The following is a 25,190-nucleotide window of genomic DNA, read 5'->3' as shown; positions in this document are numbered from 1 at the left end:
GTACAAGTACCCGCCGACAGCGGACACGGGTCCGTCAGACGGGCCGCCCGTCCGGCACCCGCTCTCCCCGGTGCCACACCTGGGCGACCAGCGGCACGCCCGGACGGTAGGAGAGGTGTACGTGCGAGGGGGCGTCCAGCAGCACGACGTCCGCCCGGCAGCCCGGTGCCAGCCGGCCCACGTCCGTACGCCGCAGCGCCCGCGCCCCGCCCGCCGTCGCGGACCACAGGGCCTCGTCCGGCGTCATGTTCATCTCCCGTACGGCGATCGCGATGCAGAACGGCATCGACGACGTGTACGAGGAGCCCGGGTTGCAGTCCGTGGACAGGGCGACCGTGGCACCGGCGTCGAGCAGGCGGCGCGCGTCGGGATAGACGGCCCGGGTGGAGAACTCGCAGCCGGGCAGCAGCGTCGCCACGGTGTCGCTGTGCGCGAGCGCGTCGATGTCCGCGTCGGTCAGGTGCGTGCAGTGGTCGGCCGACGCCGCCTCCAGCTCCACCGCCAACTGGACGCCGGGCCCGTAGGAGAGCTGGTTGGCGTGCACCCGGGGCGTGAGACCCGCGGCCTTGCCCGCCGTCAGGATGGCGCGGGACTGGTCGCCGTCGAAGGCGCCCTCCTCGCAGAAGACGTCCACCCAGCGCGCGTAGGGGGCGCAGGCCCGCAGCATCTGGTCGGCCACCAGCGCGGTGTACCCGTCCGGGTCGTCGGCGTACTCCGGCGGCACCACGTGGGCGCCCAGGTAGGTGACCTCGTCCACGCCCGCTTCGGCCGCCACGCGCAGCGCCCGGGCCTCGTGCTCGGGGGTCAGTCCGTAGCCCGATTTGGTCTCGACCGTGGTGGTGCCCTGGCGCCGCATCTCGGCGAGGTGGGCGGTGAGGGTCGCCGCGAGGGAGGCGTCCGACGCCTCGCGGGTCGCCTTGACGGTGGTGCGGATGCCGCCTGCGGTGTAGGGGCGGCCGGACATCCGGGCGTTGAACTCCTGGGTGCGGTCGCCCGCGTACAGCAGATGGGAGTGGCTGTCCACGAAGCCCGGGACGACCGCTCCGCCGCCGGCGTCGACGACCGTGTCGGCAGCCGGGGCCCGGTCGGCGGGGCCGGCCCAGGCGACCTTGTCGCCCTCCAGGACGAGGGCGGCGTTCTCGATCAGCCCCAGCGGGCTTCCGTCCCCCTGGGCGGGATCGTTGGTGACGAGCGAGGCGATATTGGTCAGGACCGTGCTGGTGTGCGGCATGGGGTGTCCTTGTGCGGCGGGTGGTCCCGGGCGCCCGTCCCCGCCCCCTCGCGGGGTTCCGCTTCCCGAGGGGGCGGGGCCGGGCCCGGGGTCAGGGGCGGAGGGCGGCGATGGCGTGGGCGAGGGCGCCGGGCACGTCGTCCACCAGGGTGTGGGCGCCGTCGCGCACGATGTGCCGGCCCCCCACCACGGTGTGCCGTACGTCGGCGGCCGTGGCGGCGAACACGGCCACCTCGGCGGCGAGCCGGGGGACGGGCCCGGCCGTGCGGACCGAGTCGAGTCCCACGGTGGTGAAGTCGGCCAGGGCGCCGGTCTCCAGCCGGCTCGACTCGGGCCAGCCCAGTGCGGTGTGCCCGCCCTCGGTCGCCGCGCGCAGCAGCTGCCCGGCGGTCCAGTGGCCGCGGGTGCGGCTGGCGAGGCGTTCGTCGAGCTCCAGCGCGCGGGCCTCTTCGAACAGGTCGATGACGGCGTGGCTGTCGCTGCCCAGCGACAGTGCGGCGCCCGCGCGGTCGAGCGCGGGGGCGGGGCCGATGCCGTCCGCCAGGTCGCGTTCGGTGGTGGGGCACATGCACACGCCGGTGCCCGACCGGCCGATCCGGCGGATGTCGTCCTTGTCGAGGTGGGTGGCGTGGACGGCGGTGGTGCGCGGTGTGAGCACGCCGTGCTCGGCCAGCAGCGCGGTCGGCGTCATGCCGTGCACGCCCAGACAGGCCTCGTTCTCGGCGGTCTGCTCGGACAGGTGGACGTGGAGGGGTGCGCCGCGCTCCTCGGCCCACTGCGCGACGGTGCCCAGCTCGCGGGCCGGGACGGCGCGTACGGAGTGCACGGCCGCCCCGGTGCGCACGTGGTCGCCCTGGGGCCGGAAGGCGGAGACGCGTTCGGCCCACGCCTGTGCGGTGCCGTCGCTGAAGCGCAGCTGCTGCCGCGTCGGCGCCTCGCCGCGTCCCTTGCGGCCGATGCCGGAGGCCAGGTAGGCGGTGTCCAGCAGGGTGATGCGGATGCCCGCGTCGGCCGCCGCGGCGACCAGGGCGTGGCTCATCGCGTTGGGGTCGTCGTACCGTTCCCCGCCCGGACCGTGGTGCAGATAGTGGAATTCACCCACACAGGTGATGCCGGCCAGTGCCATCTCGGCGTACACGGCGCGGGCCAGCGTGTAGTAGCTGTCCGGGGTGAGCCGGGCGGCGGTCTGGTACATGCTGTCGCGCCACGTCCAGAACGTCCCCGAGCCGACCTGGACGGTGCCGCGCAGGGCCCGGTGGAAGGCGTGCGAGTGCGCGTTGGCCAGGCCCGGCAGGGTGAGACCGCGCAGCACGGTGGCGCCGGGCGGGGGCGTCCCGACGGCCGTGCGGATGGCGCCGAGCCTGCCCTGTCCGGTCACCTCCAGCACGACCTGCGGTTCGACGGTGCCGTTGAGCCAGGCCAGTTCGCACCAGTAGACCTTCTCGGCCGGGGCGTCACCGGGGGCGGGCCCGGTGGCGTTGGGGTTCGTCCTCGTCCTCGTCGTCACACCAGGCCCTCCAGTACGTCGGCGAGCGCCACGACGCCCGCCGCACAGTCGTCCTCCTCGGCGAACTCGGCGGGTGAGTGCGAGACGCCGGTCGGGTTCCGGACGTACAGCATGGCCGTGGGCACCGAAGCGGACAAAATACCCGCGTCGTGTCCGGCGCCGGTCGGCAGCACCGGCACCTGTCCCCCGAGCAGTTCCACCAGCCGGTCGCGCAGCGCGTGGTCGAACTCGACCAGCGGGGTCGCCGACTCCCGTGTCACCTCGACGGCCACCCCGTCGCGCCCGCCGCGCTCGGCCGCCGCCGTCTCGATCTGCGCCACCACGGACGCCAGCGTCTCCTCGTCCGGAGCCCGCGAGTCGAGCCAGCCGCTGACCCGCGAGGGCACCGCGTTGACGCCGTTCGGCTCCACCGTCACCTTGCCGAACGTGGCCAGCGCACCCGCCAGCCGGGCCTTCTTGCGGGCGGCCAGCACCGTGTTCGCATAGGTGAGCATCGGGTCCCGGCGGTCCTCCAGCCGGGTGGTGCCCGCGTGGTTGGCCTCCCCGCGGAAGTCGAACCGCCAGCGGCCGTGCGGCCAGATCGCCGAGGCGACCGCGATCCGGTGGGAGCCGGCCGCCGCGCTGTCGGAGGCCGCCGCCAGGGTGCGGCCCTGCTCGATGTGGAGCTCCACGAACGCGCCGATGCGGGCCAGGCGTTCCGGTTCGGGGCCCAGGGCGCCCGGGTCGTGGCCGGCCGCCTCCATCGCCTGCGGTAGAGAGATCCCCTCCGCGTCCCGCAGCGCGTGGGCGCCCTCGCGGGTGAGGGAGCCCGTCAGCAGCCGGGAGCCCACGCAGGCGACGCCGAAGCGGGCGCCCTCCTCGTCGGCGAAGTTGACGACCGCGAAGGGCCGGCGGAAGGTGACGCCGCGGGCGCGCAGCTCGTCGTGCGCGGCGAACGCGGAGATGACGCCGAGCGGGCCGTCGAAGGCGCCGCCGTCGGGGACGGAGTCCAGGTGGGAGCCGGTCACCACGGCGTCGCCCGCGTCCTTGTCACCGGCCCACGCCCACTGGTTGCCGTTGGCGTCCACCTCGTAGGCCAGGCCGCGCGCCTCGGCCTGGGCGCGGAACCACGCCCGGCACTCGGCGTCGGGCCCCGTCCAGGCGAACCGCCGGTAGCCGCCGCTGCCCGCCCTGCCGATCGGCAGCAGCTCCTTCCACATGGCGTGGAAGCCGTCCCCTCGCGAGGAGGCCCGCCGGGCGGGCGCGGCGGTACCGGGCCGCTCCCTGTCGTGCGAGCTCACCGGTCGCCCTCCCGCATGGGGATGCGGACGCCGCGGGAGGCGGCGACGGCCTCGGCCTCGGGGTAGCCGGCGTCGACGTGGCGGATGACGCCCGTGCCGGGGTCGTTGGTCAGGACGCGGCGCAGCTTCTCACCGGCCAGGGCGCTGCCGTCGGCGACGGTGACCTGCCCGGCGTGCAGGGAGCGTCCCATGCCGACGCCGCCGCCGTGGTGGAGGGAGACCCAGGAGGCACCGGAGGCGACGTTGAGCATGGCGTTGAGCATGGGCCAGTCGGCGATGGCGTCGGAGCCGTCACGCATGGCCTCGGTCTCGCGGTAGGGGGAGGCGACGGAGCCGCAGTCGAGGTGGTCGCGGCCCAGCACCAGCGGGGCCGCGAGTTCACCCGAGGCGACCATGTCGTTGAAGCGCTCGCCGGCCGCGGCCCGTTCGCCGTAGCCGAGCCAGCAGATGCGCGCGGGCAGCCCCTGGTAGTGGACGCGTTCCCCGGCGAGCCGCAGCCAGCGGGCGAGGGACTCGTTCTCGGGGAACAGCTCCAGCAGGGCACGGTCGGTGGCGGCGATGTCGGCGGGGTCGCCGGAGAGCGCGGCCCAGCGGAAGGGGCCCTTGCCCTCGCAGAAGAGGGGGCGGATGTAGGCGGGGACGAAACCGGGGAAGTCGAACGCGCGCGCGTATCCGGCGAGCTGTGCCTCGCCGCGCAGGGAGTTGCCGTAGTCGAAGACCTCGGCGCCCGCGTCCTGGAAGCCGACCATGGCCTCGACGTGGGCGGCCATGGACTCGCGGGCGCGGCGGGTGAAGTCGGCGGGCTTCTCGGCGGCGTAGGCGGCCATGTCCGCGAAATCGACGCCGACCGGCAGGTAGGACAGCGGGTCGTGGGCGGAGGTCTGGTCGGTGACGATGTCGATGGGCGCGCCCTCGGCCAGCAGCCGGGGCAGGACCTCGGCGGCGTTGCCCAGCAGGCCGATGGACAGCGGCCGGCGGGCGTCGCGGGCCTCGACCGCCAGCCGCAGGGCCTCGGCGGTGTCCTCGGCGCGGACGTCGAGGTAGCCGTGGTCGATGCGGCGCTCGATGCGGGAGGGGTCGCACTCGACGACGATGGCCACGCCGTCGTTCATGGTGACGGCGAGGGGCTGGGCGCCGCCCATGCCGCCGAGTCCGGCCGTCAGGGTGATGGTCCCGGCCAGTGTTCCGCCGAACCTCTTCGCGGCGACGGCGGCGAACGTCTCGTAGGTGCCCTGGAGGATGCCCTGGGTGCCGATGTAGATCCACGAGCCGGCCGTCATCTGGCCGTACATCGTCAGACCGAGCTGTTCGAGGCGGCGGAACTCCTCCCAGTTGGCCCAGTCGCCGACGAGGTTGGAGTTGGCGATCAGTACGCGCGGGGCCCACTCGTGGGTGGTCATCACACCGACGGGCCGGCCGGACTGGACGAGCATCGTCTCGTCGCCGCGCAGGGTGCGCAGGGTGCGGACCATCGCGTCGAAGGAGGCCCAGTCGCGGGCGGCCTTGCCGGTGCCGCCGTAGACGACGAGTTTGTCGGGGTGCTCGGCGACCTCGGGGTCGAGGTTGTTCTGGAGCATCCGCAGTGCGGCCTCCTGCTGCCACCCGAGCGCGCTCAGCTCACTGCCGCGCGGTGCCCTGACCGGGCGCGGTCCCGCGGTGCTGGTCATATGACCCTGCCTCCTCGACTCCAGCCGTATCGGATCTATTCACCAACGATACGCAGTGAATAGATCTAGTCAACGGGTGCGCCGGACGGACATCCACCGGACATCCACCGGGCGGCCCCTCCCGGCCGGTGCCCGGGGGACCGGCACGTCCCGGTTCGCCGAAAAGCCCACCGGCGGTCCGGCATACGGATGGGACCCCCCGGGTACCGCACGTCAGCGCGCTCCCGCGCGGTACATCTCCCCCACACCCCCGCGAACCCGAAACCGCACATCCAGCCCCCACAGCCCGGAGAACGACATGTCGCAGATCCTTTTTGTGCTGACCGGCGCCCAGCACTGGACCCTCGCCGACGGCACCCAGCACCCCACCGGCTTCTGGGCCGACGAGGCGGTCACCCCCTACGAGGCGTTCAAGGCGGCAGGCCACCGGATCACGGTCGCCACCCCCGGCGGAGTGGTGCCCAGCGTCGACCAGGCCAGCCTCTCCGCGGAGGCGAACGGCTCCCAGGAGGCCGCCGACCGGGTGGCCCAGGGACTCGACGCCTTCGTCGAGCTGGGACAGCCGCTGAGCGTCGAGGACGTCCGCATCGACAGCGGCGGCGGCCCCGCCGGCTTCGACGCCGTCTTCTACCCGGGCGGCCACGGCCCCATGGAGGACCTGGCCACCGACAGCGACTCGGGCACCCTGCTGGTCCGCACCCTGGAGTCCGGCAGGCCGCTGGGCATCGTCTGCCACGGCCCCGCCGCGCTGCTGGCCGCCCACACCCAGCAGGGCGCCAGCGCGGTGCACGGCCGCCGGCTGACCGGCTTCACCAACGCCGAGGAACAGCAGACCGGCCTGGCCGCCAAGGCCAAATGGCTGCTCCAGGACCGGCTGGTGGAGGCGGGCGCCCACTTCGACGAGGGCGCCCCCTGGGAGCCGCACGTGGTGGTGGACGGCAACCTGGTCAGCGGCCAGAACCCGGCCTCCGCGGGCCCCGTGGCGGCGGAGGTCATCAAGATGCTTGGCTGAAAGCCCTACCGACCGTCACGACGAGGGGAACGTATTGATGACGACCCGCCCACCCTCCGACGACCGGCCCGCGGACGCCTCCGGCACCTTCCGCCTGGGCGGCGAACTGCCCGTCAACCGGCTCGGCTACGGCGCGATGCAGCTGACCGGACCCGGCGTCTGGGGTGAGCCGCGCGACCCCGGCGAGGCCGTCCGGGTACTGCGCCGCGCCGTCGACCTGGGCGTCGACTTCATCGACACGGCCGACTCCTACGGCCCGTTCGTGAGCGAACGCCTGATCCGCGAAGCCCTGCACCCCTACCCCGACGACCTGGTCATCGCCACCAAGGCCGGGCTGACCCGCGCGGGACCCGACGACTGGCGGCCGGTCGGACGCCCCGAATACCTGCGCCAGCAGTGCGAGCTGAGCCTGCGCCACCTGGGCCTGGAGCGCATCGACCTGTTCCAGCTGCACCGCATCGACCCCAAGGTGCCGGTCGCCGACCAGCTCGGCGAACTCTCCCTGCTCCAGCAGGAGGGCAAGATCCGCTTCATCGGGCTGTCCGAGGTCTCGGTCGCCCAGCTGGAGGAGGCCAGGAAACTGGCCACCGTCGTCTCCGTCCAGAACCTCTACAACCTCGCCGACCGCAGCGCCGAGGACGTACTGGAGTACGCGGAGCAGGAGACCGCGCGCGGGAACAGCCTCGCGTTCATCCCCTGGTTCCCCATCGCCACCGGCGAGCTGGCCCGCCCCGGCGGCCCGCTGGACGCCGCCGCCCGGCAGCACGAGGCCACCCCCTCACAGCTCGCCCTGGCCTGGCTGCTGCGCCGCTCCCCCGTGATGCTGCCCATCCCCGGCACCTCGCGGGTCGCCCATCTGGAGGAGAACACCGAGGCGGCCCGCATCCGGCTGACCGACGAGGAGTTCGCGGCGCTCTCCGACGCCGTCGTCGCGCCCCGCCAACCGGACAGCACCGGCTGACGGGGCGGAGGGCGGCCGGACGGGTCCCCGCCACCGGCCCGCGGACCGGGCGGCAGCGCGTACGAGGGGCACAGGACGCGCAGGTCCCCCGCCGGGCGGGACGGCGGCTCAGCCGTCCCGCTCCGGCCGCCCGTGCCAGTCCAGGCACATGACCAGCGCATCGTCCTCAAGCGGTCGCTCCGCGCGGTAGTCGGCCAGCTCCCGCAGTATCGCCACGGGAACCTGGCTGGCCGGCAGCAGCCGGTTGGCGGTCAGCGAGCGGGCCAGGGCACGCTCGCCGTACTTCTCGCCGCCCGCGCCCGGGGTCTCGTAGACGCCGTCGCTGCCCAGCAGCAGCCGGTCCCCGGGCAGCACCGTGAAGTGCTCCTCCCGGTAGACGGTGTCCTCGAACATGCCCAGCGGCAACTGGTGGTCGAAGTCGATCCGCTCGACCGTGCGCCCGCCCCGCAGCCGCCACATCTGCGGCGAACCCGCGTCCACCACCTCCACCTTGCCGGTGGCCAGCTCGACCCGCACCAGCAGTACCGACACATACGCCGACCCCTGGTGCTGCGCGTAGACGGCCTGATCGGCCAAGGTGGCCTGGCCGGCGAGGTCGAGCCCGGCCCGGCGGGCGTTGCGCAGCGCGCCGGCCGCCAGACTGGTCAGCAGGGCGGCGTCCATGCCCTCCCCCATGCCGTTGGTGACGCTCAGCGTCAGATAGCGGTCGGACGCCTCCCAGTCGAAGGTGTCGCCGAAGACGGCGTAGGCGGGCTCCAGATGGGCGCCGACCTCGAACTCGGGACGCACACAGGAGCGGCCCGGCAGCAGCTGCCACTGCATCTCCGCCGCCAGCGTGAGCCGGGTGACGCGGCGGGCCAGCAGGAACAGATCGGTGTCCCGTTCGGCGACGACGATCTCGTGCCCGAGCGCCTCGCACACCTCACGCAGCTTCGGCAGCAGCGGCCGGACCTCGGCACCGTCCGGCAGCTGAATCGACACGGTGCCCAGCCGGTCGCCGCGGATGGTCAGCGGCAGATGGACGACGACATTGCCGTCCACGTCACAGACCGGGTACGGCTCCTGCGCACCGAACGCCCGCCCCTGCGCACTGTCGTGCACCGGCACCGCGTCGCTCCCCGGTGCCTCGTTCTCCACCCGCTGGAGGGACGTCATGCCGTAGTCGATCATCCGGACCTCGACCCGGCCCGCGCCGTACCACGCGTGCAGGTGTTCGGCGGCCACGGAGACCAGGGCGTGCGGAGGCGCGGAGCGCAGCTCCTGCTGGAAGGCGGCGAATCTGTCCACGACGGTCCTGGTTCTGTGCGGGGCCCGCCGGCCGCCCCCGCCGGGGACCGCGCCGGCTCGGCCGGTTTCCGTGCCGCGTCCCCGGGGCGGAGCCCGCGTTCCGTCAGCCGGGATCCGGGTTCCGCGGGTGGTCACCGTACCGCAGGCCGGGCGGGGCGCCGGGTGTCCCGCATCACCCGTCCCCGGGAAAATCCGGACCGAGCGATGAGTTTCCGCGCCGCGGCCGGTCGGTCCTGTGAGTGCCGGTGCACAGGGCCCGGCGCCACCGGAGTGCGGGAGGCAGTACGTGATGACGGAGCGGAGGAACCCCCGGGTGGGCGGCATCGTGCTGGGGAGCACGGACCCCGAGCGGCTGCACGCGTGGTACCGGTCCGCGTTCGTCCCCGAGGAGACGGCGGACCAGGACGGGCCCGACGGCGGCCCGCTCTTCCTGGAACTGGGCGGCACCTATGTCATCTTCGAACGCCGCGACGACGTGGGCCGCAGGTCCGTGGAGCCCGGCCGTGTCCTGGTCAACTTCGAGGTCACCGGCATCCGCGACATGGAGAAGCGGCTCACCGAAGAGCTCAATCCGCGCTGGATCCGCCCGGTGGAGGCCGCCGACGAGAACGTCCTGCTGGGCACCCTGGAGGACCCGGACGGCAACTACGTCCAGCTCTTCGAGGCCACCGACGACGGCACCACCCCCTAGCGCCGTGCACCGGCAGGAGGAGGGCGGCAACCGGGAGCAGGGGCCTGGCCGGGAGGGGAGCCCTGGCCGGGGGGAGGGGCCCGTCCGGGAAGAGAGTCCCGTCCGGGGGAAGGGTCCTCTTCGGGAAGGGGGACCCGTCCGGGAAGGGGGAGCCGTCCGAGAGGAGGGTCCTGTCCGGGAAGGGCCCGTCCGAGGGGAGGGGCCCGTCCGGGAGGGACCTGTCACGGAGCCGGCCTCCGTCCGGGAGCGGGGGCCCTTCCAAGAGCGCGGCGGCGCCCGGGGCGGGCGTCCGGGGCGGGACGCGCCCTCGGGGCGAGGCGAACCTCCGGGGCGGGACGAGGGTGACGGCCGGGACGGGCATGCGGCGCGGGCCGCCGAGCTGCTGCGGCGCGCGGTCGCCTACGCGCTCGGCGCCGCCCAGACGGTGACCCCGGCCCTGCTGGCGCGGCCGACCCCGTGCGCCCAGTGGGATCTGGGCCGGCTGCTCGCCCACGCGGACGACTCTCTCGCGGCCCTCCACGAAGGCTTCACGGACGGCGCCGTCGCACTGTGTCCCCCGCCCCGCCCGGTCCCCGCACCCCGCGAAGCCACCCGGGACACAGCCATCTGCGGGGCGACCGCGTACGACCCCGCCGCCGCGTTCCGGCTGCGCGCGGCCCGCGCACTGGGCGTCCTCAGCGGTGTCCGCGCCGGCAGCGGCCCGCCCCGCCCGCAGCAGCCGGTCGTGGTGGCCGACGCCCCGCTGACCGCCACGGCCCTCGCGCTGGCCGGCGCGGTGGAACTGGCCGTGCACGGCTGGGACATCGCCCGCGCCGCCGGCCGCCCCGACCACGCCCTCCCGCTCCCGCTGGCGGCCCGTCTGCTGCCCGTCGCCCACCGGCTCGTCCCGCACGAGGGCGCCCGGCACCCGCTGTTCGGGCCGCCCGTCGCCCTGGGCCCCTCCGCGCCGCCGGACCACCGGCTGCTGGCCTTCCTCGGCCGGGACCCCCGCCCGACGGACACCGCCGCCAGGAGCAGCTAGCCCCGTGCCGGGCGGCGGCACCGGCGGTCACTCCGCGAACAGGCCCCGTTCGCTCGCCCTGGCGTCGAACTCCTCCAGCCGGGCCTGCGCGTCGGGCAGACCGTCGCACATGGCCTCCAGCAGCACCCGGCCCAGCATCATCGGGGAACAGGCGGTGTCGAAGGCGAGGGCGGTGCCGACGGCGGCGGGCAGCAGCAGATCGCCGGGGCGGGCGACGGGCGCGAAGGCGCTGTCCGCGACGGTGACGACCGTCAGCCCCGCCTCCCGGGCGTGGTCCAGCGCCTCCACCGTCTCGCGCGGGTGCCGGGGCAGGGCGAAGCACAGCAGCGCCGTTGCCCCTGCACGCACGCAGCCGTCGATGCGGTCCAGCAGCATGGAGCCGCCTTCGGTGAGCAGCCGCACGTCGGGGTGGACCTTGGCGGCGAAGTAGGCGAAACCGCCGGCCTGCGCCGCCGCGGCGCGCAGCCCCAGGACGGGCAACGGGCGGGAGGCGGCCAGCAGTGCACCGGCCCGTTCCACAGGTGCCGGGTCCGCCAGCAGTCCGGCCAGGTGCCGCAGGTTCTCGATCTCGGCGTGCACGGCCTGCTGGTACTCGTTGACGCCGTTCGCCGGGTCGCCGTCCGGTCCCGTCTCGGCGCCCTCGCCCGGTTCGGTCTCCCGCAGATGGCGGCGGAGCGCGGGGTAGCCGTCGAAACCGAGGGCCACCGCGAAGCGGGTGACCGACGGCTGGCTGACCCCTGCGAGATCGGCCAGTTCGACGCTGGAGAGGAACGGCGCGTCGTCGGCGCGGCGCACCATGCAGTGGGCGATGCGCCGCTGGGTGGGGGTCAGCCGGTGCCCCTCGAACAGCTTCAGCAACCGCGCGCTCGCGCTGCTCATCCCGCACCTCTCATACAGCCCGCTCCACCCTTGCATAACCCTATGCAGGGCCACACGGCTGCGGCAAGGCGGCCCACGGGGCGGAGCGGGAGGGCCCGGGCGGGCCACTCCACGCGGAATCGCCCCGGGACGGTCGTACGACTCCGGACCCGTACGAGACCCCCACCGGGCCGAACGGCACCGCCCCGAGCCGGAGCGCGAGCGTAGAGCGCATTCCACCGGACCGCGGTCGGCCCCGTCGGGCAACGGGCCACCACACCGCAGTCGGTCCCACCGGACGGCAGGCCGCCGCACCGCGGTCGGCCCCACGGGGCGGCGGGCCGCCGCAGAGCGGTCGGCCCCACCGGGCGGCAGCAGGCCACCGGCGGCGCTCCCCGGGTCAGCCCGCCTGGCCCTCCTCGAACCAGCGGGCCAGGTCCGGTGCGACGCGTTCCACCGTCACCGGACGGCCGCCGTCCCGGAGCGACTCGGTGGCCGCGACACCGGCCGCGACCGCCTCACGGGCGGCTACCGGGCTGGTGTCCGTCCGGCCGCCGGAGCGTACGAAGCGGAGGAACTCCGCGACCAGCAGCGGGTCGGAGCCGCCGTGTCCGCTCTCGTCGGGTGTCTCCAGCGGGACGACGAGGTCCGCGTCGGCGCGGTACCCGCTGCGGCGCTGCCACACCCGGACCTCGGCGCTGTCGCCGTGGTCCCCGAAGTTCTCCAGCCGGCCCTCGGTGCCGATGACGGTGTAGTTGCGCCAGTAGTCGGGGGTGTAGTGGCACTGCTGGTAGCTGGCGTGCACCCCGCCCTCCAGCCGCATCACCATCATGGACAGGTCCTCCACGTCGACCACCGGGTTGAGGCCGGTGTTGGACAGCGGCGGCCAGTTGTTCTCCGGGTCGAACCAGTCGGGCATCACCGCGCCGGGGGCCTGGCCGGAGCGGTCGGTGATGTCGCCGTAGACAGTTAGCCCGCCCAGCGCGGTGACCCGCTCGGTGTAGGCGCCGGCCAGCCAGTGGATGACGTCGAGGTCGTGGGCGCCCTTCTGGAGGAGCAGGCCGGTGGTGTAGCGACGGTCGGCGTGCCAGTCCTTGAAGTAGAAGTCGCCGCCGTGCCCCACGAAGTGCCGGCACCAGACGGCCTTGACCTCGCCGATCTCGCCACGCTGGATCAGCTCGCGCATGGTGCGCACCACCGGCATGTGGCGCATGTTGTGTCCGACGTACAGCCGGGCGCCGCTGGTGCGCGCCGCCTCCAGTACGCGGTCGCAGCCCTCGGTGGTGATGGCCAGCGGCTTCTCGACGAAGACGGCGACGCCGGCCTCCAGCAGCTCGACGGCGAGCTGTTCGTGGGTGTGGTCGGGGGTGATGACGAAGACGGCGTCCAGGTCCTCCGCGTCCAGCAGTTCGCGGTGACCGGTGTAGAGGTGTATGCCGTCGCCGAACCATTCGCGGGCGCGGGGGAACATCTCGGGCGCGAGATCGACGGCGGCCACCACCTGGGAGCCCTCGCCGGGACGGTGCGCCACCCGGGCGAGGGTGGCGCGCTGGCCGAGGCCGATGACGGCCAGCCGCAGATCGCGTTCGGGGGTGCGCGGGCCGCCGTCGGTCGCCGGGGCCGTGGTCGTGTCGGTCATGTGCAGCTCAGCCCTTCATGCCGGAGAAAGCGATGCCCTGAATGAACTGCCGCTGCATCGTCACGAAGACGAGGATCACCGGCAGGGTGGCCAGGACGGAGCCGGCCATCAGCACCGGGTACTCCGTCAGGTGGGCGCCCTGGAGGGAGGCCAGGCCGGCCGACAGCGGCATCTGCGCCGGGTCGGTGTTGACGACCAGCGGCCACATCAGGTCGTTCCAGGACCACAGGAAGGTGAGGATGCCCAGCGCCAGCAGTCCGGGCCGGGCCAGTGGCAGGGCGATCCGCCAGAAGACGGTGAACGGGTTGGCGCCGTCCAGCCGGGCCGCCTCCTCCAGTTCGGCGGGCAGCCCCAGGAAGAACTGCCGCAGCAGGAAGGTGCCGAACGCGCTGAACATGCCGGGCACCACCAGCGCCTGGAGGGAGTTGAGCCAGCCGAGGTCCTGCATGATCTGGTACTGCGGCAGCAGGAAGAGCTGGCCCGGCACCATCAGCACCGCCAGGAAGCCGAGGAAGATCGCACCGCGCCCGGGGAAGGGGATGCGCGCGAACGCGTACGCCGCCATGGAGCACAGCAGCAGCTGGGCGGCGGTGCGCAGCAGCGTCATCAGCACGGTGTTGAGGAGCTGGTCGGTGAAGGGGATGGAGGAGAAGACCGTCGCGTAGTTCGACCAGTCCCAGTGCTCGGGCAGGATCGTCGGCGGCACCCGGGTGGATTCGCCGAAGGTCTTGAACGAGGTCAGGACCTGCCACAGCAGCGGGAAGACGGTGACGACCGCGCCGACGGAGAGCACCAGGTGGGCCGGCCACAGGCGGCCCTCCCGGCGCGGGCGGCGGGCGGGACGCGGAGTGCGTGCTGTCGTCTCAGCCATAGTGGACCCACCTCTTCTGCAACCGGAACTGGAGGGCGGTGAGGGCCATGATCAGGACGAAGAGCACACACACGATGGCCGCGCCGTACGCGCGCTGGTTGTCGAAGAACGACTTCTGGAAGAAGAGCATCACGATCGTCTGGCCCTCGCTGTAGGCCGGGTTCGTGACGCCGACCGAGGTGTTGGCGCCCAGGATCATGTAGATGAGGTCGAACACCTGGAGCGACTGGATCACCGACAGGACCGTGGTGAAGAACAGGGTGGGGCTCAGCAGCGGCATGGTGACGGAGAAGAACTGCCGGACGCGCCCCGCGCCGTCCAGCGAAGCCGCCTCGTAGTAGTCCTGGGGTATGCCCTGGAGTCCGGCCAGCAGCAGGATCATGTTGTAGCCGACGGTCATCCACACCCCGACCGCCGCGACCGCGAACCGCACCACGCCCGGGTCGGAGACCCAGTAGGTGCCGTCGATGCCGAGCGCGGACAGGGCCTGGTTGAGGATGCCGACGTCGCCGTTGTAGAGCCACCGCCACACGACCGCGACCGCGGCGGGCATGGTGACGACGGGGAGGAAGTACAGGGTGCGGTAGAGGCCCGTGCAGCGCATGCCCTTGAGGTTGAGCAGCACCGCCAGCACCATCGACACGGGTATGCCCAGCAGCACCAGCGCCGTGTAGACGAGGCTGTTGAGGAGGGACTGCCACACCTCCGGGTCGTGCACCAGGGTGCGGTAGTTCTCCAGCCCGATCCATGTGGTGCCGCCGAAGGGCCCCCACTCGGTGAAGCTGTAGTACAGCGTCTGGAGCACCGGCCACAGATAGAAGACCGCCAGTCCCAGCCCCGCCGGGGCGATCAGCGCGTAGCCCCACCATTTGTCGCGGTACAGGAAGCGCCGCTCCCGCTTGCGCAGCGCCCGCTGGTCGGGGGCTGTGGCGCCGCCCCGCGCGGGCGGCGGCGCGTCACCCGTCACCGGTCGTGCCTCGGTCTCGACGCTCATGCCGCCCCCTCCTGGGCGAGCAGCCGGTTCATCGCCCCCGTGAGGGACCGCGAGACGTCGGCCAGGCTCTCGTTGCCGCTCCAGGCCCTGGACAGCAGCTGGAGTTCCTTGTGCGACCAGGCGGCGGTGTTGGTGGAGATCGGATACGGCACCGCGTACTCGACCGCGTCCAGATGCACCTTCAGGTCGAAGGTGGGCATCGCGTCGGCCCACGGCTGCTGGGTGCCGTTGCGCGCCGGGATGGCGGTGCCGTGCTCGGCCTGGATGAGCGCACCCTTCCGGCTCGACATGAACCGCACGAACTCCCGCGCCAGTCCGGGGTACCGGGTCCCGGCGTAGACGACGTTGGCCAGGCCGTGGATGACGCTGGCGCGCCGCCGCCCCTTGGGCAGCGGGGCCACCCCCACCTTGCGGCGCAGCGCGGGGTCGGCCCAGAACGTCGCCGCGTTGTACGAGCACTCGTACGTCATGGCCAGCTTGCCCGCCTGGAACATCTGGGTGGCGTCGGTGTCGGTGAGCTGCTGGAGGGTGGGCGAGGCCCGGTAGCGGTGGATCATGTCGATCCACAGCTTGAGCCCCTCCAGCGTCCGCGGGTCGGCGTAACCGGACTCGCGGCGGTCCTGGGAGATCACCCAGCCGCCGGCCTGCGGTATGGAGTTGTAGTAGTTCTCCTGGGCCCGCACCGGGGCGCCCACCCCGTAGACGCCGCGACGCCGGTCGGTGAGCCGCTGCGCGTTGTTGATCAGGTCCTGCCAGGTCCACGATCCGTCCGGGTGGTCCACTCCCGCCCGGTCGAACAGTTCCTTGTTGAACCACAGCGCGACCGTGTCGAAGTCCTTGGGAGCGCCGTACTGGGTGCCCTGCCAGCGGTAGAGCTCGACCAGGTCGGACGGGAAGGCCGCCGGGTCCACCACCGCGTCCGGTCCCTCGGTCTCCAGCGGCAGCAGCTGTCCGTTGGCCGCGTAGAGGCCGAAGTTGGGGCCGTTCATCCAGAAGACGTCGGGCGCCGACCCGCCCGAGCAGGCCGTGCGCAGCTTCGTCCAGTAGGTGGCGTTCGGCGTCAGTTGCACGTCCACCGTCACGCCCGGCCGGGTCCGCTCGAACTCCTTGGCGGCCTTCTTCATGGCGGGCAGCTGGTAGACGTCCCAGACGCCGTAGGTGATCTTTCCCCGCCGTGGGCCCGCGGCCACGGAGGAGGGTGTCGAGGGACTGCCGCAGCCTGCCGCGAGCGCTGTCGTACCGAACGTCGTCGCGGCGGCGCCGAGAAGGGAACGTCTGCGCACGCCGGGAGCCTTCCTTGGAGCCGGATGCCGGAAAGCTATGTGCTTGAAGATGACGCGTCAAGAGATCATTCGATCAGCTTCGCGCAAAATCGCCGCCGAGGACGGCGGTGAGCAGTGGTGCTAGCACCACTGCTCACCGCCGCCGCACCTCGTACTGTGAAGGCATGAGCGCACCCGACCCTGAGCTGAAGAGGGAACTCGACGCGACCCTCCAGACCCGCAAGGAGCTGGGACCCGAGTACGAGGACGAGCTGATCGACGGGTTCCTGGAGAAGGTGGAGCAGCGGCTCGACACGGTCGTCGAGAAGCGGGTGCGCCGCCAGCTCGCGGAGCAGCAGATGGTGCTGGCACGCGGCTCCGCCACGGGCCGCCCCGCATCGGCTTCGCCCGCCTACCCCGACGGCCTCGGCGCCCGGCTCGGCCTCGCCGTGGCCTCCCTCGTCCTGGCCATCCCGCTGTCCGCCATCGCCGTCGTCAACGCGGGGCTCACGGGCCTGTTCGTGTGCTGGGCCGGTGTCGTCGCGGTCAACGCCGTCCAGGCCAGCCGCACCTGGTTCGGCCCCGCCGACCGCCGCACGGACGACGGCTGACGGACGACGGCTGACGGCTGACGGACGACGGCTGACGGCTGACGGCTGACGGCTGACGGCTGACGGGGCAGCGGACCGTTGCCGGGGAGCTGCCGCGTGCGGGGAGTGGGGCAGCGGGCTCAGCCGGCCGTCTTGATCACCCGGGCGGGCACTCCGGCGACCACCGTGCCGGCCGGGACATCACGCGTGACCACCGCACCGGCGGCCACCACCGAACCGGCACCGATGGTCACCCCCTGCGTGACCACGGCCGCCGTCCCGATCCAGACGTCGTCCTCGATGACGACCGGGGCGAAGGAGAGGTACTCGCGGCGCTCGGCCAGGGGCAGTGGATGGCCTCCGGTGATGAGGCTGACCTTCGGGGCGATCATGACGCGGTCGCCGATACGGATGCCTCCCTTGTCCATGAAGGTGCATCCCTGGTTGACGAAGACTCTCTCGCCGAACGTCGTGTTCAGCCCGTACTCGGTGAAGAACGGCGGGTAGATCGTCACCGACTCCGGCAGCGGGCCGCCGAACACAACCGACAGTAGTTCCGCTCGGCCTTCGCTGTCGCTGAAGGGAAGCACGTTCAGCCGGGACGTCGCATCCGTCACCTCCGCGATCCGTTCCGCATGACGCGCGAACTCCGGCGTACGGACGTACATGACCTGCTCTGTTCGGGTGGACATGCGGTGATCCCACCACCGCCCCGAAGTGGCGATCAAACAACCGTGCCCCACGGCAGCCACAACTGACGGTTGTGGGAATACCCTGGCCGGCGTGGATGTGGAAGCACTGCGGACGTTCGTGGCCGTCGCCGGGAGCGGCCAGTTCCAGGCCGCGGCCGACGAGCTGGGGATCAGCCAGCAGGCGGTCTCCAAACGGATCGCGGCCCTGGAAAGGCAGCTGGGGGCCACACTCCTGGTACGGACTCCCCGGGGCTCCCGGCCGAGCACGGACGGACAGGTCCTCCTGCCGCACGCCAAGAGAGTGCTGGCGGCCGTCGAACAGGCCGAGCAGGCCGTACGCCCCGGCAGCCGCCCCTTGCGCGTCGATGTCCTCAACCGGCGCATCTCCCCCGCGCAGGCCGTCTACCGGTTCTACCGCTCCCGCCCCGGGACCGACCTGGACGCGGTCACGCTGAGCGAGGAGAACGCCGCCCAGGCCGCACAGGCGGTGCTCGAAGGGAGCGTCGACGCGTCCTTCCGCGCCCTGCCGGCGGACCAGGTACCGGCCGGGATCAGCACCGAACGGCTCCTGGACGCACCCCTGGAACTGCTGGTCGGCCCCGGCCACCCGCTGGCCGGCGCGCACCGGGCCACCCCGGCGGACCTGGCCGGTCACCGCATCTGGGTTCCCGGGATCAGGCCGGGCACGGAGTGGGCGGCGTTCTACCAGGCGCTCTCCGAGACCTTCGGCCTGAGCATCGACGCGCTCGGCCCCCACTTCGGTGACGAGGCCCTGATGGACGCGCTGGCCGACTCCGCCTCGCTGGCCACCCTCGTCGGCAGCGGGGACCGGTACCTGTGGCCGCAGGCCCACGATCTGCGGCGCATCCCCTTGCACGGCCCGACCCCGGTCTACCCGCACGTCCTGCTGTTCCGCAGCGGGGACCGGCACCCCGTGCTGACCGCACTGCGCGAGCATCTGCGCAGCACCCGCCCGCGCACCCCGCACGACGTGTGGGTGCCCGAGTGGGTGGCCCGCTGACCGGGCGCCCGGTCGGCGGACCCGCCCCGGCCCCTCCCGGCGGGGCCGGGGCGTCGGTGCGGGCACGGGGCCGCCCCGGGAGTCAACCACCAGGCGGCGAGGCGGAGTCGGGTGACGCCGGGGCAGCGGCAGCAAAAGCTGGGGAGTCGCCGCACCCCGCATGCTCGCGGCCGGCCGGGGTGCGCCCCCGCTGTGGGACCTGCCGGGCTGGCGGTCGCTGTGCCGGCAGCCCTCGCCGCGCTGCGGGGGCGCCCCGCCGGCCACCACGGGGCCGAGTCCCCCGGCAGGCCCGCCCGGCGGACGGACACCACGGGCTCCCGCTCCCGGGGACAGGAACCGGCAACGGTCAGCACCCCTCGGCGGTGCGGGCCGGAGGGGCGATCTCCCTTCCTCCGCACGGGGCCGTACCCAGCACCGCGCCCGGCGCCACTCCGAACAGTGATCTCCCTTCCTCCGCGCCGGGCCGCCCGGCGCGGAGGAAGGCGGTGTCCGGCCTCAGCGGCCGTCGCGGGCGAGGAACGCCAGGAGGTCCTGCCGGCTGACCACCCCGCTCGGCCGGCCGTCCGCGAGGACGACCGCCGCGTCCGCCCGCTCCAGCACGGCCATCAGTTCGCCCACGTCCTCCCCCGCCCCCACGTGCGGCAGAGGTGCGCTCATGTGCTTGTCGAGCGGGTCCCCCAGTGAGGCCCGCTGCGCGAACAGCGCGTCGAGCAGTTCCCGTTCCACGACGGAGCCGATGACCTCCGCGGCCATCACATCGGGGTGTCCCGCCCCGCGTTTGACGACGGGCATCTGCGAGACGCCGTACTCGCGCAGCACCTCGATGGCCTCGCCGACGGTCTCCTCCGGGTGCATGTGGACGAGGGAGGGCATGGGGCCGGCCTTGTGCCGCAGTACGTCACCGACCCGGGCGCCGGTGGTGCCGCCCTCCTCCAGGAAGCCGTAGTCGTTCATCCACTCGTCGTTGAAGATCTTGCTCAGATAGCCGCGTCCGCTGTCCGGCAGCAGGACGACCACCACGTCGTCGGGGCCGAGCGGGCGGGCGACCTCCAGCGCGGCGACGACGGCCATGCCGCAGGAGCCGCCGACCAGGAGCCCTTCCTCCTTGGCCAGGCGCCGCGTCATCTGAAAGGAGTCCTTGTCGGAGACGGCGACGATCTCGTCGGTGACGGAGCGGTCGTACGCGTCGGGCCAGAAGTCCTCGCCGACGCCCTCGACCAGATAGGGGCGGCCCGAGCCGCCGGAGTAGACGGAGCCCTCGGGGTCGGCGCCGATGATCCGTACGCGGCCTTCGCTGACCTCTTTCAGGTACCGTCCGGTGCCGCTGATGGTGCCACCGGTGCCGATGCCGGCGACGAAGTGGGTGATGCGCCCGTCGGTCTGCTCCCACAGCTCCGGCCCGGTGGTCTCGTAGTGGGAGCGGGGGTTGTCGGGGTTGCTGTACTGGTCGGGCTTCCAGGCGCCGGGGGTCTCGCGGACGAGCCGGTCGGACACGTTGTAGTACGAGTCGGGGTGCTCGGGGTCCACGGCGGTGGGGCAGACGACGACCTCGGCGCCGTACGCGCGCAGGACGTTGATCTTGTCGGTGGAGACCTTGTCGGGGCAGACGAAGAGGCAGCGGTAGCCCTTCTGCTGGGCCACGATGGCCAGGCCGACGCCGGTGTTGCCGGAGGTGGGCTCGACGATGACGCCGCCGGGCCGCAGCCGGCCCGACTGTTCGGCGGCCTCGATCATGCGCAGTGCGATCCGGTCCTTCACGGAGCCGCCCGGGTTGAAGTACTCCACCTTGGCCAGCACGGTGGCCTGGATGCCTTCCGTGACACTGTTGAGCTTGAGCAGCGGGGTGTTGCCGACAAGCTCGATCATCGACTCGTGATACTGCACCGTGGTCTCCGCGCGTAGTCGGGGTCGCGGGCCGCGGGGTCGCCGGCCCGTGCCGACACCATATTGGGCAACACGCGCACCCGGGGGGCGCGTTGCAGCATGGTCCGCACCGGGCAACACAGTCATAAGGGGTTCGAGCCCCGGCGCGCGAGGCGGAGTTCACCACTCCCCGTGACCGCAGAACGGAACCTGGATGACCCACGCACCCCATCCAACCGGCACACGCACCCCATCCAACCCATCCACCCCAGCACGAACATCCCGGGAGGCGGAAGAGCACAATGCCGATGTCGAAGGCGTCGAGCGCCAGAGTGGCCCGACGGATCGCTACCGCAGCGGCCTACGGAGGTGGTGGGCTCGGCCTTGTCGGCGGAGCGGCCGTCGGGCTGCTCTTCACCGAACTCCAGATGGCGAAACGTCACATCGGCGGCTCGGAGGACGAGCCGCCCAAGGCTGACGGTCTGTACGGCAGCGCCTTCGGCAGGCTGTACCCGGGACGTCCGCTGCGGCTCGCCTTCCTGGGCGACTCCACAGCGGCGGGGCAGGGCGTGCACCGGCCCCGCCAGACGCCCGGCGCCCTGCTGGCATCCGCGCTGGCGGCCGTCGCCGAACGCCCCGTGGAACTGCGCAATGTCGCTCTTTCGGGGGCCATGTCGGACGATCTGGAGCGGCAGGTCACCCTGTTGCTGAGCGAGCGGGAGCTGTCCGAGGCGCCGGACGTGTGCGTCATCATGATCGGCGCCAATGACGTCACGCACCGTATGCCCCCGGCGCGCTCGGTCCGCTATCTGTCGGACGCGGTGGCGCGGCTGCGCACGGCGGGCTGCGAAGTGGTCGTCGGCACCTGCCCCGACCTGGGCAGCGTCGAGCCCGTGGGACAGCCGTTGCGTTGGATCGCGCGGCGGCTGTCGCGTCAGCTGGCCGCGGCGCAGACCATCGCCGTGGTGGAGGAGGGCGGCCGTACGGTGTCGCTGGGCGATCTGCTCGGCCCCGAGTTCTCCGCGAACCCGCGCGAACTGTTCGGCCCGGACAACTACCACCCGTCCGCCGAGGGCTATGCGACGGCGGCGATGGCGGTGCTGCCGACCCTGTGCGCGGCCCTCGGGCTGTGGCCCACCGAGGACGAGCGGCCCGACAGCCGTCGCCGGGAGGGCGTGCTGCCGGTCGCGCGGGCCGCGGCGGAGGCGGCGGCCGAGGGCGGTACGGAGGTCACCGGGATGCGCGGCCCGTGGGCGCTGCTCAAACACCGGCGCCGCCGCCGGCTGCCGCCCCCGGAGGAGGCCACCCCGCAGCACGAACGTGAGGCCGAACGCAGGTGACGCCTCCAGGCCGGGCACGCAAGGTGAACGTCTCCGGACCCGAACGCAGGTGACGCACCCGGACCGGGCACGCAAGGTGAACGTCTCCGGGCCGGGAACGCAGGTGCCGCCTCCCGGCCGGACGGGAGCCGCATCCGGTGGGCGGACCGGCGCCTTGACCACCGGGCCGGTGGCAGCGAACCGTGGGAATCAGCGGGAAGAGGTCCGCATCACACCGTGCGGGCCGTGACCCGGACCCTACGGGCGGGTAGCTTCCGCTGCGTACGGCGCGGAACGGCTGCCGCGGCGAGCCGAGGAGCTTGTGCCGCAGCCGCCCGGAGCCGTCGTACCGCTGTCCACCGCCACCCGCCGACCCCCAGGAGCCCAGATGCCCGAAGCAGTGATCGTCTCCGCCGCCCGCTCCCCCATCGGCCGTGCCTTCAAGGGCTCCCTGAAGGACCTGCGCCCCGACGACCTGACGGCCGAGATCGTCAAGGCGGCCCTGGCCAAGGTGCCGGAACTGGACCCGGCCGACATCGACGACCTGATGCTGGGCTGCGGACTGCCCGGCGGCGAGCAGGGCCACAACCTGGGCCGGGTGGTCGCCGTGCAGATGGGCATGGACCACCTGCCGGGCTGCACCATCACCCGCTACTGCTCCTCGTCCCTCCAGACGACCCGGATGGCGCTGCACGCGATCAAGGCCGGTGAGGGCGACGTGTTCGTCTCCGCGGGTGTCGAGATGGTCTCCCGCTCGGTCAAGGGCACCTCCGACGGGCTGCCCGACACCCACAACCCGGTCTTCGCCGACGCCGAGGCCCGTACCGCGGCCCGCGCGGAGAAGGGCGGCGAGGGCTGGAGCGACCCGCGCGAGGACGGCCGGCTGCCGGACATCTACATCGCGATGGGCCAGACCGCCGAGAACCTCGCCCGGCACAAGGGCGTCACCCGCCGCGAGATGGACGAGTTCGGCGTGCGCTCGCAGAACCTGGCGGAGAAGGCCATCGCCGACGGCTTCTGGGAGCGCGAGATCACCCCCGTCACGACGCCGGACGGTACCGTCGTCAGCAAGGACGACGGCCCGCGGCCGGGCGTCACCCTCGAAGGGGTGGAGGCGCTCAAGCCCGTTTTCCGCCCGGACGGCCTGGTCACCGCGGGTAACTGCTGCCCGCTCAACGACGGCGCCGCGGCACTCGTGATCATGTCCGACACCAAGGCGCGTGAGCTGGGCGTCACCCCGCTGGCGCGGATCGTCTCCACCGGTGTCTCGGCGCTCTCCCCCGAGATCATGGGGTACGGCCCGGTGGAGGCCAGCAAGCAGGCGCTGGCCCGCGCGGGCATGTCGATCGGCGACATCGACCTGGTGGAGATCAACGAGGCGTTCGCGGCGCAGGTCATCCCCTCCTACCAGGACCTGGGCATCGACCTGGACCGGCTGAACGTCAACGGTGGGGCCATCGCCGTGGGTCACCCCTTCGGGATGACCGGGGCCCGCATCACCACCACGCTGCTCAACTCGCTCCAGTGGCACGACAAGCAGTTCGGACTGGAGACGATGTGCGTCGGCGGCGGCCAGGGCATGGCGATGGTGCTGGAACGGCTCAGCTGATCGTTCGAACCGCCTATACGCCGATGAGACAAAAGCGCCCCCAGGATGTGATATACACCCTGGGGGCGCGGCATTGCCGCAGGTCACAGCGGTGCGGTCGAGCGCGGCCCGACTCATGGCCTGTCCCTTTCGCCGGGATTTGCACTACGGTCGGAGAACCTTGGACTTCCTTCCCCGCAGCGCTGCTGTAGGAATTCAGGGACAACGACCGGGGGGACCGCGTCGGGGGGATCGAACCGGAACCGGGAGTCAAGTCAGTGAGCGCCATATCCCTCATCCTGCTGTGCGCGGCGGCCGTGGCCACCGCGTTGGGCGGTGCGGCACTGCACACGGCGCGCGGGCTGCGCCGGCAGCTGACGGCGCTGCGTGCACAGCTGGCGCCGGCCGAGGCGGAGGGCACCGGCACGGTACCGCCCGCCCGGACGGCCGCGAAGGCCGCACCGGGAGGGGACGAGGAGGCCGACAGCGCCTTCGCCCGGCAGATCCGCGCCGCCGTCGCCGCCGCGCTGGCCGACGAGCGGGAGCGCGAACTGGCCGAGGCACGTGCCTTCTGGGCCGCCCAGGAGGCGCGGGACGCGGCCCCCGGCTCCGGCGGGCTGCTGGCCGGCCACGGCACCGAGTACGAGATCGCCGAGATCGCCCCGGGCGACCTGAGTGACCACTTCCTCGACTGCGCCCGGGCCGCGGACGCCGCCGGACCGGCCGCGGAGACGGACGCGCTGCCGGGCTCCGGCCCGGTGGCGGGCGAACTGTTCATCCCGCGCCAGCCCGGCCCCGAGGACGGGGACCGCAACCCGGACGCCGGGACCGCCTGGGACGAGCACACCGGCCCCGGCGGTCTTCCGCCGATGGACGGCAGCCTGGAGGTGGACGTGGACGAGAACCTCCCGCAGCGTCCGGAAGCCGACCCGGCGTCCCGCACCCTGCGTGACGGCTCGCAGGACGATGCGTCCGGCGCGGGCCGTGGCGAGCGGTCCGGTGCCGCGGCCGAGGAGGAGCCTCCGGACCTGGCGGCGGCCCGCCGCCGCCACCCCTCCCAGCCCGACTACAACCTCAACGGGGAGCCGGTCGTGCCCGGCGCGGCGCCCTCCCCCGCGCCGACCGTCACCTACCACGAGCGCACCATCGAGCGGCTCGCCGGTCTGGCGGACGCACAGGTGCCGCTGGCCGACGTGAGGCCTGGTCCGCTGGGCACGCTCGACCTGTACGTGTTCGAGGACGGTACGACGGTCTGCCTCTCGCCGGGGCACCGCGCCACCAGCGAAGCGCTGGCCGACGCCGTGCGCCGGGGTGAGGCCCCGGTGCTGATGGGCGGCTCCGGCATCGCCGGCTCCTACGCGCTCACCTTCGGCTACCCGGACGGCAGTACGGCCTACCTGCTGGCCGACCGGGTCATCACACCCCTCTGACGGTCACGGTCACGGCCACGGCCGCGCGCCTGGCCGCTGCCGTCACACCCCGCCGACCGCCACCCTCACGCCGCGCTGACCGCTGCCGTCGCGGCCCGGACCGCCTCCGTCGCCTCGCGCAGCACGGGTTCGGCGGTCTTGGGCGGTGCCGCCTCCAAGGCGGCGGTCAGATCGTGCCCGGCGACGGCGAGTTGGTCGCCCACGGCGAAGATCCCGGCGTCGGGCATCGTCCGGGGCTGCCGGCCGGGGAACTCCAGGCGCTGCGCCAGCACGGCCAACTCGCGGGCCAGGGCGAGCCCGTGGGCCGCGGCCGAGCGGCGCAGGGTGCTCTGCGGCATGGCCCGCAACCGGTCGGCGAGCCGCTCGACGGCGGCGGTCAGGGGTCGGGTGTCAACGTGCGGCACCC

General features: G+C 73.1%; 22 protein-coding genes. 9 read left to right on the top strand and 13 right to left on the bottom strand.

Annotated features, from left to right (window positions below; all coding sequences use genetic code 11):
* Positions 1 to 34: 34 nt before the first annotated feature.
* From hutI to hutU, 4 genes are all read right to left on the bottom strand, one after another.
* Complete coding sequence (gene hutI / locus IO40_RS0114345) at positions 35 to 1,231, bottom strand: imidazolonepropionase (protein WP_016472713.1); 1,197 nt, start codon at positions 1,229 to 1,231, stop codon at positions 35 to 37.
* A 91-nt stretch (positions 1,232 to 1,322) separates the two neighbouring features.
* The gene (locus tag IO40_RS0114340) at positions 1,323 to 2,654 is read right to left on the bottom strand and encodes a formimidoylglutamate deiminase (RefSeq protein ID WP_031030410.1); all 1,332 of its coding nucleotides are present in this window, start codon (positions 2,652 to 2,654) and stop codon (positions 1,323 to 1,325) included.
* Positions 2,655 to 2,734: 80 nt separating this feature from the next.
* Positions 2,735 to 3,937: an allantoate amidohydrolase gene (locus IO40_RS0114335; RefSeq protein ID WP_031175516.1), complete on the bottom strand. Its 1,203-nt coding sequence runs from the start codon at positions 3,935 to 3,937 to the stop codon at positions 2,735 to 2,737.
* A gap of 77 nt (positions 3,938 to 4,014) precedes the next feature.
* Entirely contained in the window at positions 4,015 to 5,685 is a 1,671-nt protein-coding gene (gene hutU / locus IO40_RS0114330) for a urocanate hydratase (RefSeq protein ID WP_016472710.1), read from the bottom strand.
* A gap of 298 nt (positions 5,686 to 5,983) precedes the next feature.
* Between hutU and IO40_RS0114325 the strand changes: the two genes are divergently transcribed.
* On the top strand, positions 5,984 to 6,697 hold the full coding sequence (locus tag IO40_RS0114325) for a type 1 glutamine amidotransferase domain-containing protein (RefSeq protein WP_016472709.1): 714 nt from the start codon (positions 5,984 to 5,986) through the stop codon (positions 6,695 to 6,697).
* Positions 6,698 to 6,734: 37 nt separating this feature from the next.
* Positions 6,735 to 7,658, top strand: coding sequence for an aldo/keto reductase (locus IO40_RS0114320; RefSeq protein WP_016472708.1), 924 nt, complete (start codon positions 6,735 to 6,737; stop codon positions 7,656 to 7,658).
* Between the two features lie 108 nt (positions 7,659 to 7,766).
* On the opposite strand, the gene IO40_RS0114315 is transcribed toward IO40_RS0114320, so the two are convergent.
* Entirely contained in the window at positions 7,767 to 8,945 is a 1,179-nt protein-coding gene (locus IO40_RS0114315) for a PP2C family protein-serine/threonine phosphatase (RefSeq protein WP_016472707.1), read from the bottom strand.
* 289 nt (positions 8,946 to 9,234) lie between these two features.
* On the opposite strand from IO40_RS0114315, the gene IO40_RS37645 reads away from it, so the two are divergent.
* Positions 9,235 to 9,636, top strand: coding sequence for a VOC family protein (locus IO40_RS37645; protein WP_016472706.1), 402 nt, complete (start codon positions 9,235 to 9,237; stop codon positions 9,634 to 9,636).
* Positions 9,637 to 9,640: 4 nt separating this feature from the next.
* Positions 9,641 to 10,657: a maleylpyruvate isomerase N-terminal domain-containing protein gene (locus IO40_RS39805; protein WP_418952582.1), complete on the top strand. Its 1,017-nt coding sequence runs from the start codon at positions 9,641 to 9,643 to the stop codon at positions 10,655 to 10,657.
* A gap of 27 nt (positions 10,658 to 10,684) precedes the next feature.
* Here IO40_RS39805 and IO40_RS0114300 read toward each other — a convergent pair whose 3' ends face one another.
* The 5 genes from IO40_RS0114300 to IO40_RS0114280 form a co-directional block, all read right to left on the bottom strand.
* A complete protein-coding gene (locus IO40_RS0114300) occupies positions 10,685 to 11,536 on the bottom strand; it encodes a MurR/RpiR family transcriptional regulator (protein WP_016472704.1) in 852 nt (283 codons plus the stop codon).
* Positions 11,537 to 11,915: 379 nt separating this feature from the next.
* Positions 11,916 to 13,154 carry a Gfo/Idh/MocA family protein gene (locus IO40_RS0114295; protein WP_016472703.1) on the bottom strand — a complete coding sequence of 413 codons (1,239 nt, stop codon included), beginning with the start codon at positions 13,152 to 13,154 and terminating at the stop codon, positions 11,916 to 11,918.
* Positions 13,155 to 13,161: 7 nt separating this feature from the next.
* Positions 13,162 to 14,025, bottom strand: a complete 864-nt coding sequence (locus IO40_RS0114290) for a carbohydrate ABC transporter permease (RefSeq protein ID WP_033229420.1) — start codon at positions 14,023 to 14,025, stop codon at positions 13,162 to 13,164.
* Entirely contained in the window at positions 14,018 to 15,019 is a 1,002-nt protein-coding gene (locus tag IO40_RS0114285) for a carbohydrate ABC transporter permease (protein WP_016472701.1), read from the bottom strand. The genes IO40_RS0114290 and IO40_RS0114285 overlap by 8 nt, the downstream gene beginning before the upstream one ends.
* The gene (locus IO40_RS0114280) at positions 15,016 to 16,302 is read right to left on the bottom strand and encodes an ABC transporter substrate-binding protein (protein WP_031175514.1); all 1,287 of its coding nucleotides are present in this window, start codon (positions 16,300 to 16,302) and stop codon (positions 15,016 to 15,018) included. Before IO40_RS0114280 ends, IO40_RS0114285 begins: the two co-directional genes overlap by 4 nt.
* A 164-nt stretch (positions 16,303 to 16,466) precedes the next feature.
* Between IO40_RS0114280 and IO40_RS0114275 the strand changes: the two genes are divergently transcribed.
* Entirely contained in the window at positions 16,467 to 16,892 is a 426-nt protein-coding gene (locus tag IO40_RS0114275; protein ID WP_030406399.1) for a hypothetical protein, read from the top strand.
* 119 nt (positions 16,893 to 17,011) lie between these two features.
* Here IO40_RS0114275 and IO40_RS0114270 read toward each other — a convergent pair whose 3' ends face one another.
* Entirely contained in the window at positions 17,012 to 17,539 is a 528-nt protein-coding gene (locus IO40_RS0114270; RefSeq protein ID WP_016472698.1) for a sugar O-acetyltransferase, read from the bottom strand.
* A gap of 115 nt (positions 17,540 to 17,654) precedes the next feature.
* On the opposite strand from IO40_RS0114270, the gene IO40_RS0114265 reads away from it, so the two are divergent.
* On the top strand, positions 17,655 to 18,584 hold the full coding sequence (locus IO40_RS0114265) for a LysR family transcriptional regulator (protein WP_016472697.1): 930 nt from the start codon (positions 17,655 to 17,657) through the stop codon (positions 18,582 to 18,584).
* A 495-nt stretch (positions 18,585 to 19,079) separates the two neighbouring features.
* Here IO40_RS0114265 and IO40_RS0114260 read toward each other — a convergent pair whose 3' ends face one another.
* Positions 19,080 to 20,468: a cystathionine beta-synthase gene (locus IO40_RS0114260; RefSeq protein ID WP_016472696.1), complete on the bottom strand. Its 1,389-nt coding sequence runs from the start codon at positions 20,466 to 20,468 to the stop codon at positions 19,080 to 19,082.
* Between the two features lie 281 nt (positions 20,469 to 20,749).
* On the opposite strand from IO40_RS0114260, the gene IO40_RS0114255 reads away from it, so the two are divergent.
* The 3 genes from IO40_RS0114255 to IO40_RS0114245 all read left to right on the top strand — a co-directional run bounded on the left by IO40_RS0114255 (position 20,750) and on the right by IO40_RS0114245 (position 24,784).
* Positions 20,750 to 21,787 carry an SGNH/GDSL hydrolase family protein gene (locus IO40_RS0114255; RefSeq protein ID WP_016472695.1) on the top strand — a complete coding sequence of 346 codons (1,038 nt, stop codon included), beginning with the start codon at positions 20,750 to 20,752 and terminating at the stop codon, positions 21,785 to 21,787.
* A gap of 367 nt (positions 21,788 to 22,154) precedes the next feature.
* Positions 22,155 to 23,375, top strand: a complete 1,221-nt coding sequence (locus IO40_RS0114250) for an acetyl-CoA C-acetyltransferase (RefSeq protein ID WP_016472694.1) — start codon at positions 22,155 to 22,157, stop codon at positions 23,373 to 23,375.
* Positions 23,376 to 23,632: 257 nt separating this feature from the next.
* Positions 23,633 to 24,784 (top strand): hypothetical protein, encoded by a 1,152-nt coding sequence (locus IO40_RS0114245; RefSeq protein WP_016472693.1) that lies wholly within the window; start codon positions 23,633 to 23,635, stop codon positions 24,782 to 24,784.
* A gap of 65 nt (positions 24,785 to 24,849) precedes the next feature.
* On the opposite strand, the gene IO40_RS0114240 is transcribed toward IO40_RS0114245, so the two are convergent.
* Positions 24,850 to 25,188 (bottom strand): hypothetical protein, encoded by a 339-nt coding sequence (locus IO40_RS0114240; protein ID WP_016472692.1) that lies wholly within the window; start codon positions 25,186 to 25,188, stop codon positions 24,850 to 24,852.
* Positions 25,189 to 25,190 lie beyond the last annotated feature (2 nt).

Source organism: Streptomyces albus subsp. albus, from assembly GCF_000725885.1.
Taxonomy (GTDB): Bacteria; Actinomycetota; Actinomycetes; order Streptomycetales; family Streptomycetaceae; genus Streptomyces; species Streptomyces albus.
This window is presented reverse-complemented; position numbering and strand designations above follow the sequence as displayed.

Coding starts and splice junctions, on each gene's coding strand:
- IO40_RS0114275 (WP_030406399.1), top strand. CDS start 16,467: ATGAGCGCACCCGACCCTGAGCTGAAGAGGGAACTCGACGCGACCCTC.
- IO40_RS0114320 (WP_016472708.1), top strand. CDS start 6,735: ATGACGACCCGCCCACCCTCCGACGACCGGCCCGCGGACGCCTCCGGC.
- IO40_RS0114290 (WP_033229420.1), bottom strand. CDS start 14,025: ATGGCTGAGACGACAGCACGCACTCCGCGTCCCGCCCGCCGCCCGCGC.
- IO40_RS0114335 (WP_031175516.1), bottom strand. CDS start 3,937: ATGTGGAAGGAGCTGCTGCCGATCGGCAGGGCGGGCAGCGGCGGCTAC.
- IO40_RS0114250 (WP_016472694.1), top strand. CDS start 22,155: ATGCCCGAAGCAGTGATCGTCTCCGCCGCCCGCTCCCCCATCGGCCGT.
- IO40_RS0114270 (WP_016472698.1), bottom strand. CDS start 17,539: ATGTACGTCCGTACGCCGGAGTTCGCGCGTCATGCGGAACGGATCGCG.
- hutI (WP_016472713.1), bottom strand. CDS start 1,231: ATGCCGCACACCAGCACGGTCCTGACCAATATCGCCTCGCTCGTCACC.
- IO40_RS0114325 (WP_016472709.1), top strand. CDS start 5,984: ATGTCGCAGATCCTTTTTGTGCTGACCGGCGCCCAGCACTGGACCCTC.
- hutU (WP_016472710.1), bottom strand. CDS start 5,685: ATGACCAGCACCGCGGGACCGCGCCCGGTCAGGGCACCGCGCGGCAGT.
- IO40_RS0114255 (WP_016472695.1), top strand. CDS start 20,750: ATGCCGATGTCGAAGGCGTCGAGCGCCAGAGTGGCCCGACGGATCGCT.
- IO40_RS0114300 (WP_016472704.1), bottom strand. CDS start 11,536: ATGAGCAGCGCGAGCGCGCGGTTGCTGAAGCTGTTCGAGGGGCACCGG.
- IO40_RS0114285 (WP_016472701.1), bottom strand. CDS start 15,019: ATGAGCGTCGAGACCGAGGCACGACCGGTGACGGGTGACGCGCCGCCG.
- IO40_RS37645 (WP_016472706.1), top strand. CDS start 9,235: ATGACGGAGCGGAGGAACCCCCGGGTGGGCGGCATCGTGCTGGGGAGC.
- IO40_RS0114295 (WP_016472703.1), bottom strand. CDS start 13,154: ATGACCGACACGACCACGGCCCCGGCGACCGACGGCGGCCCGCGCACC.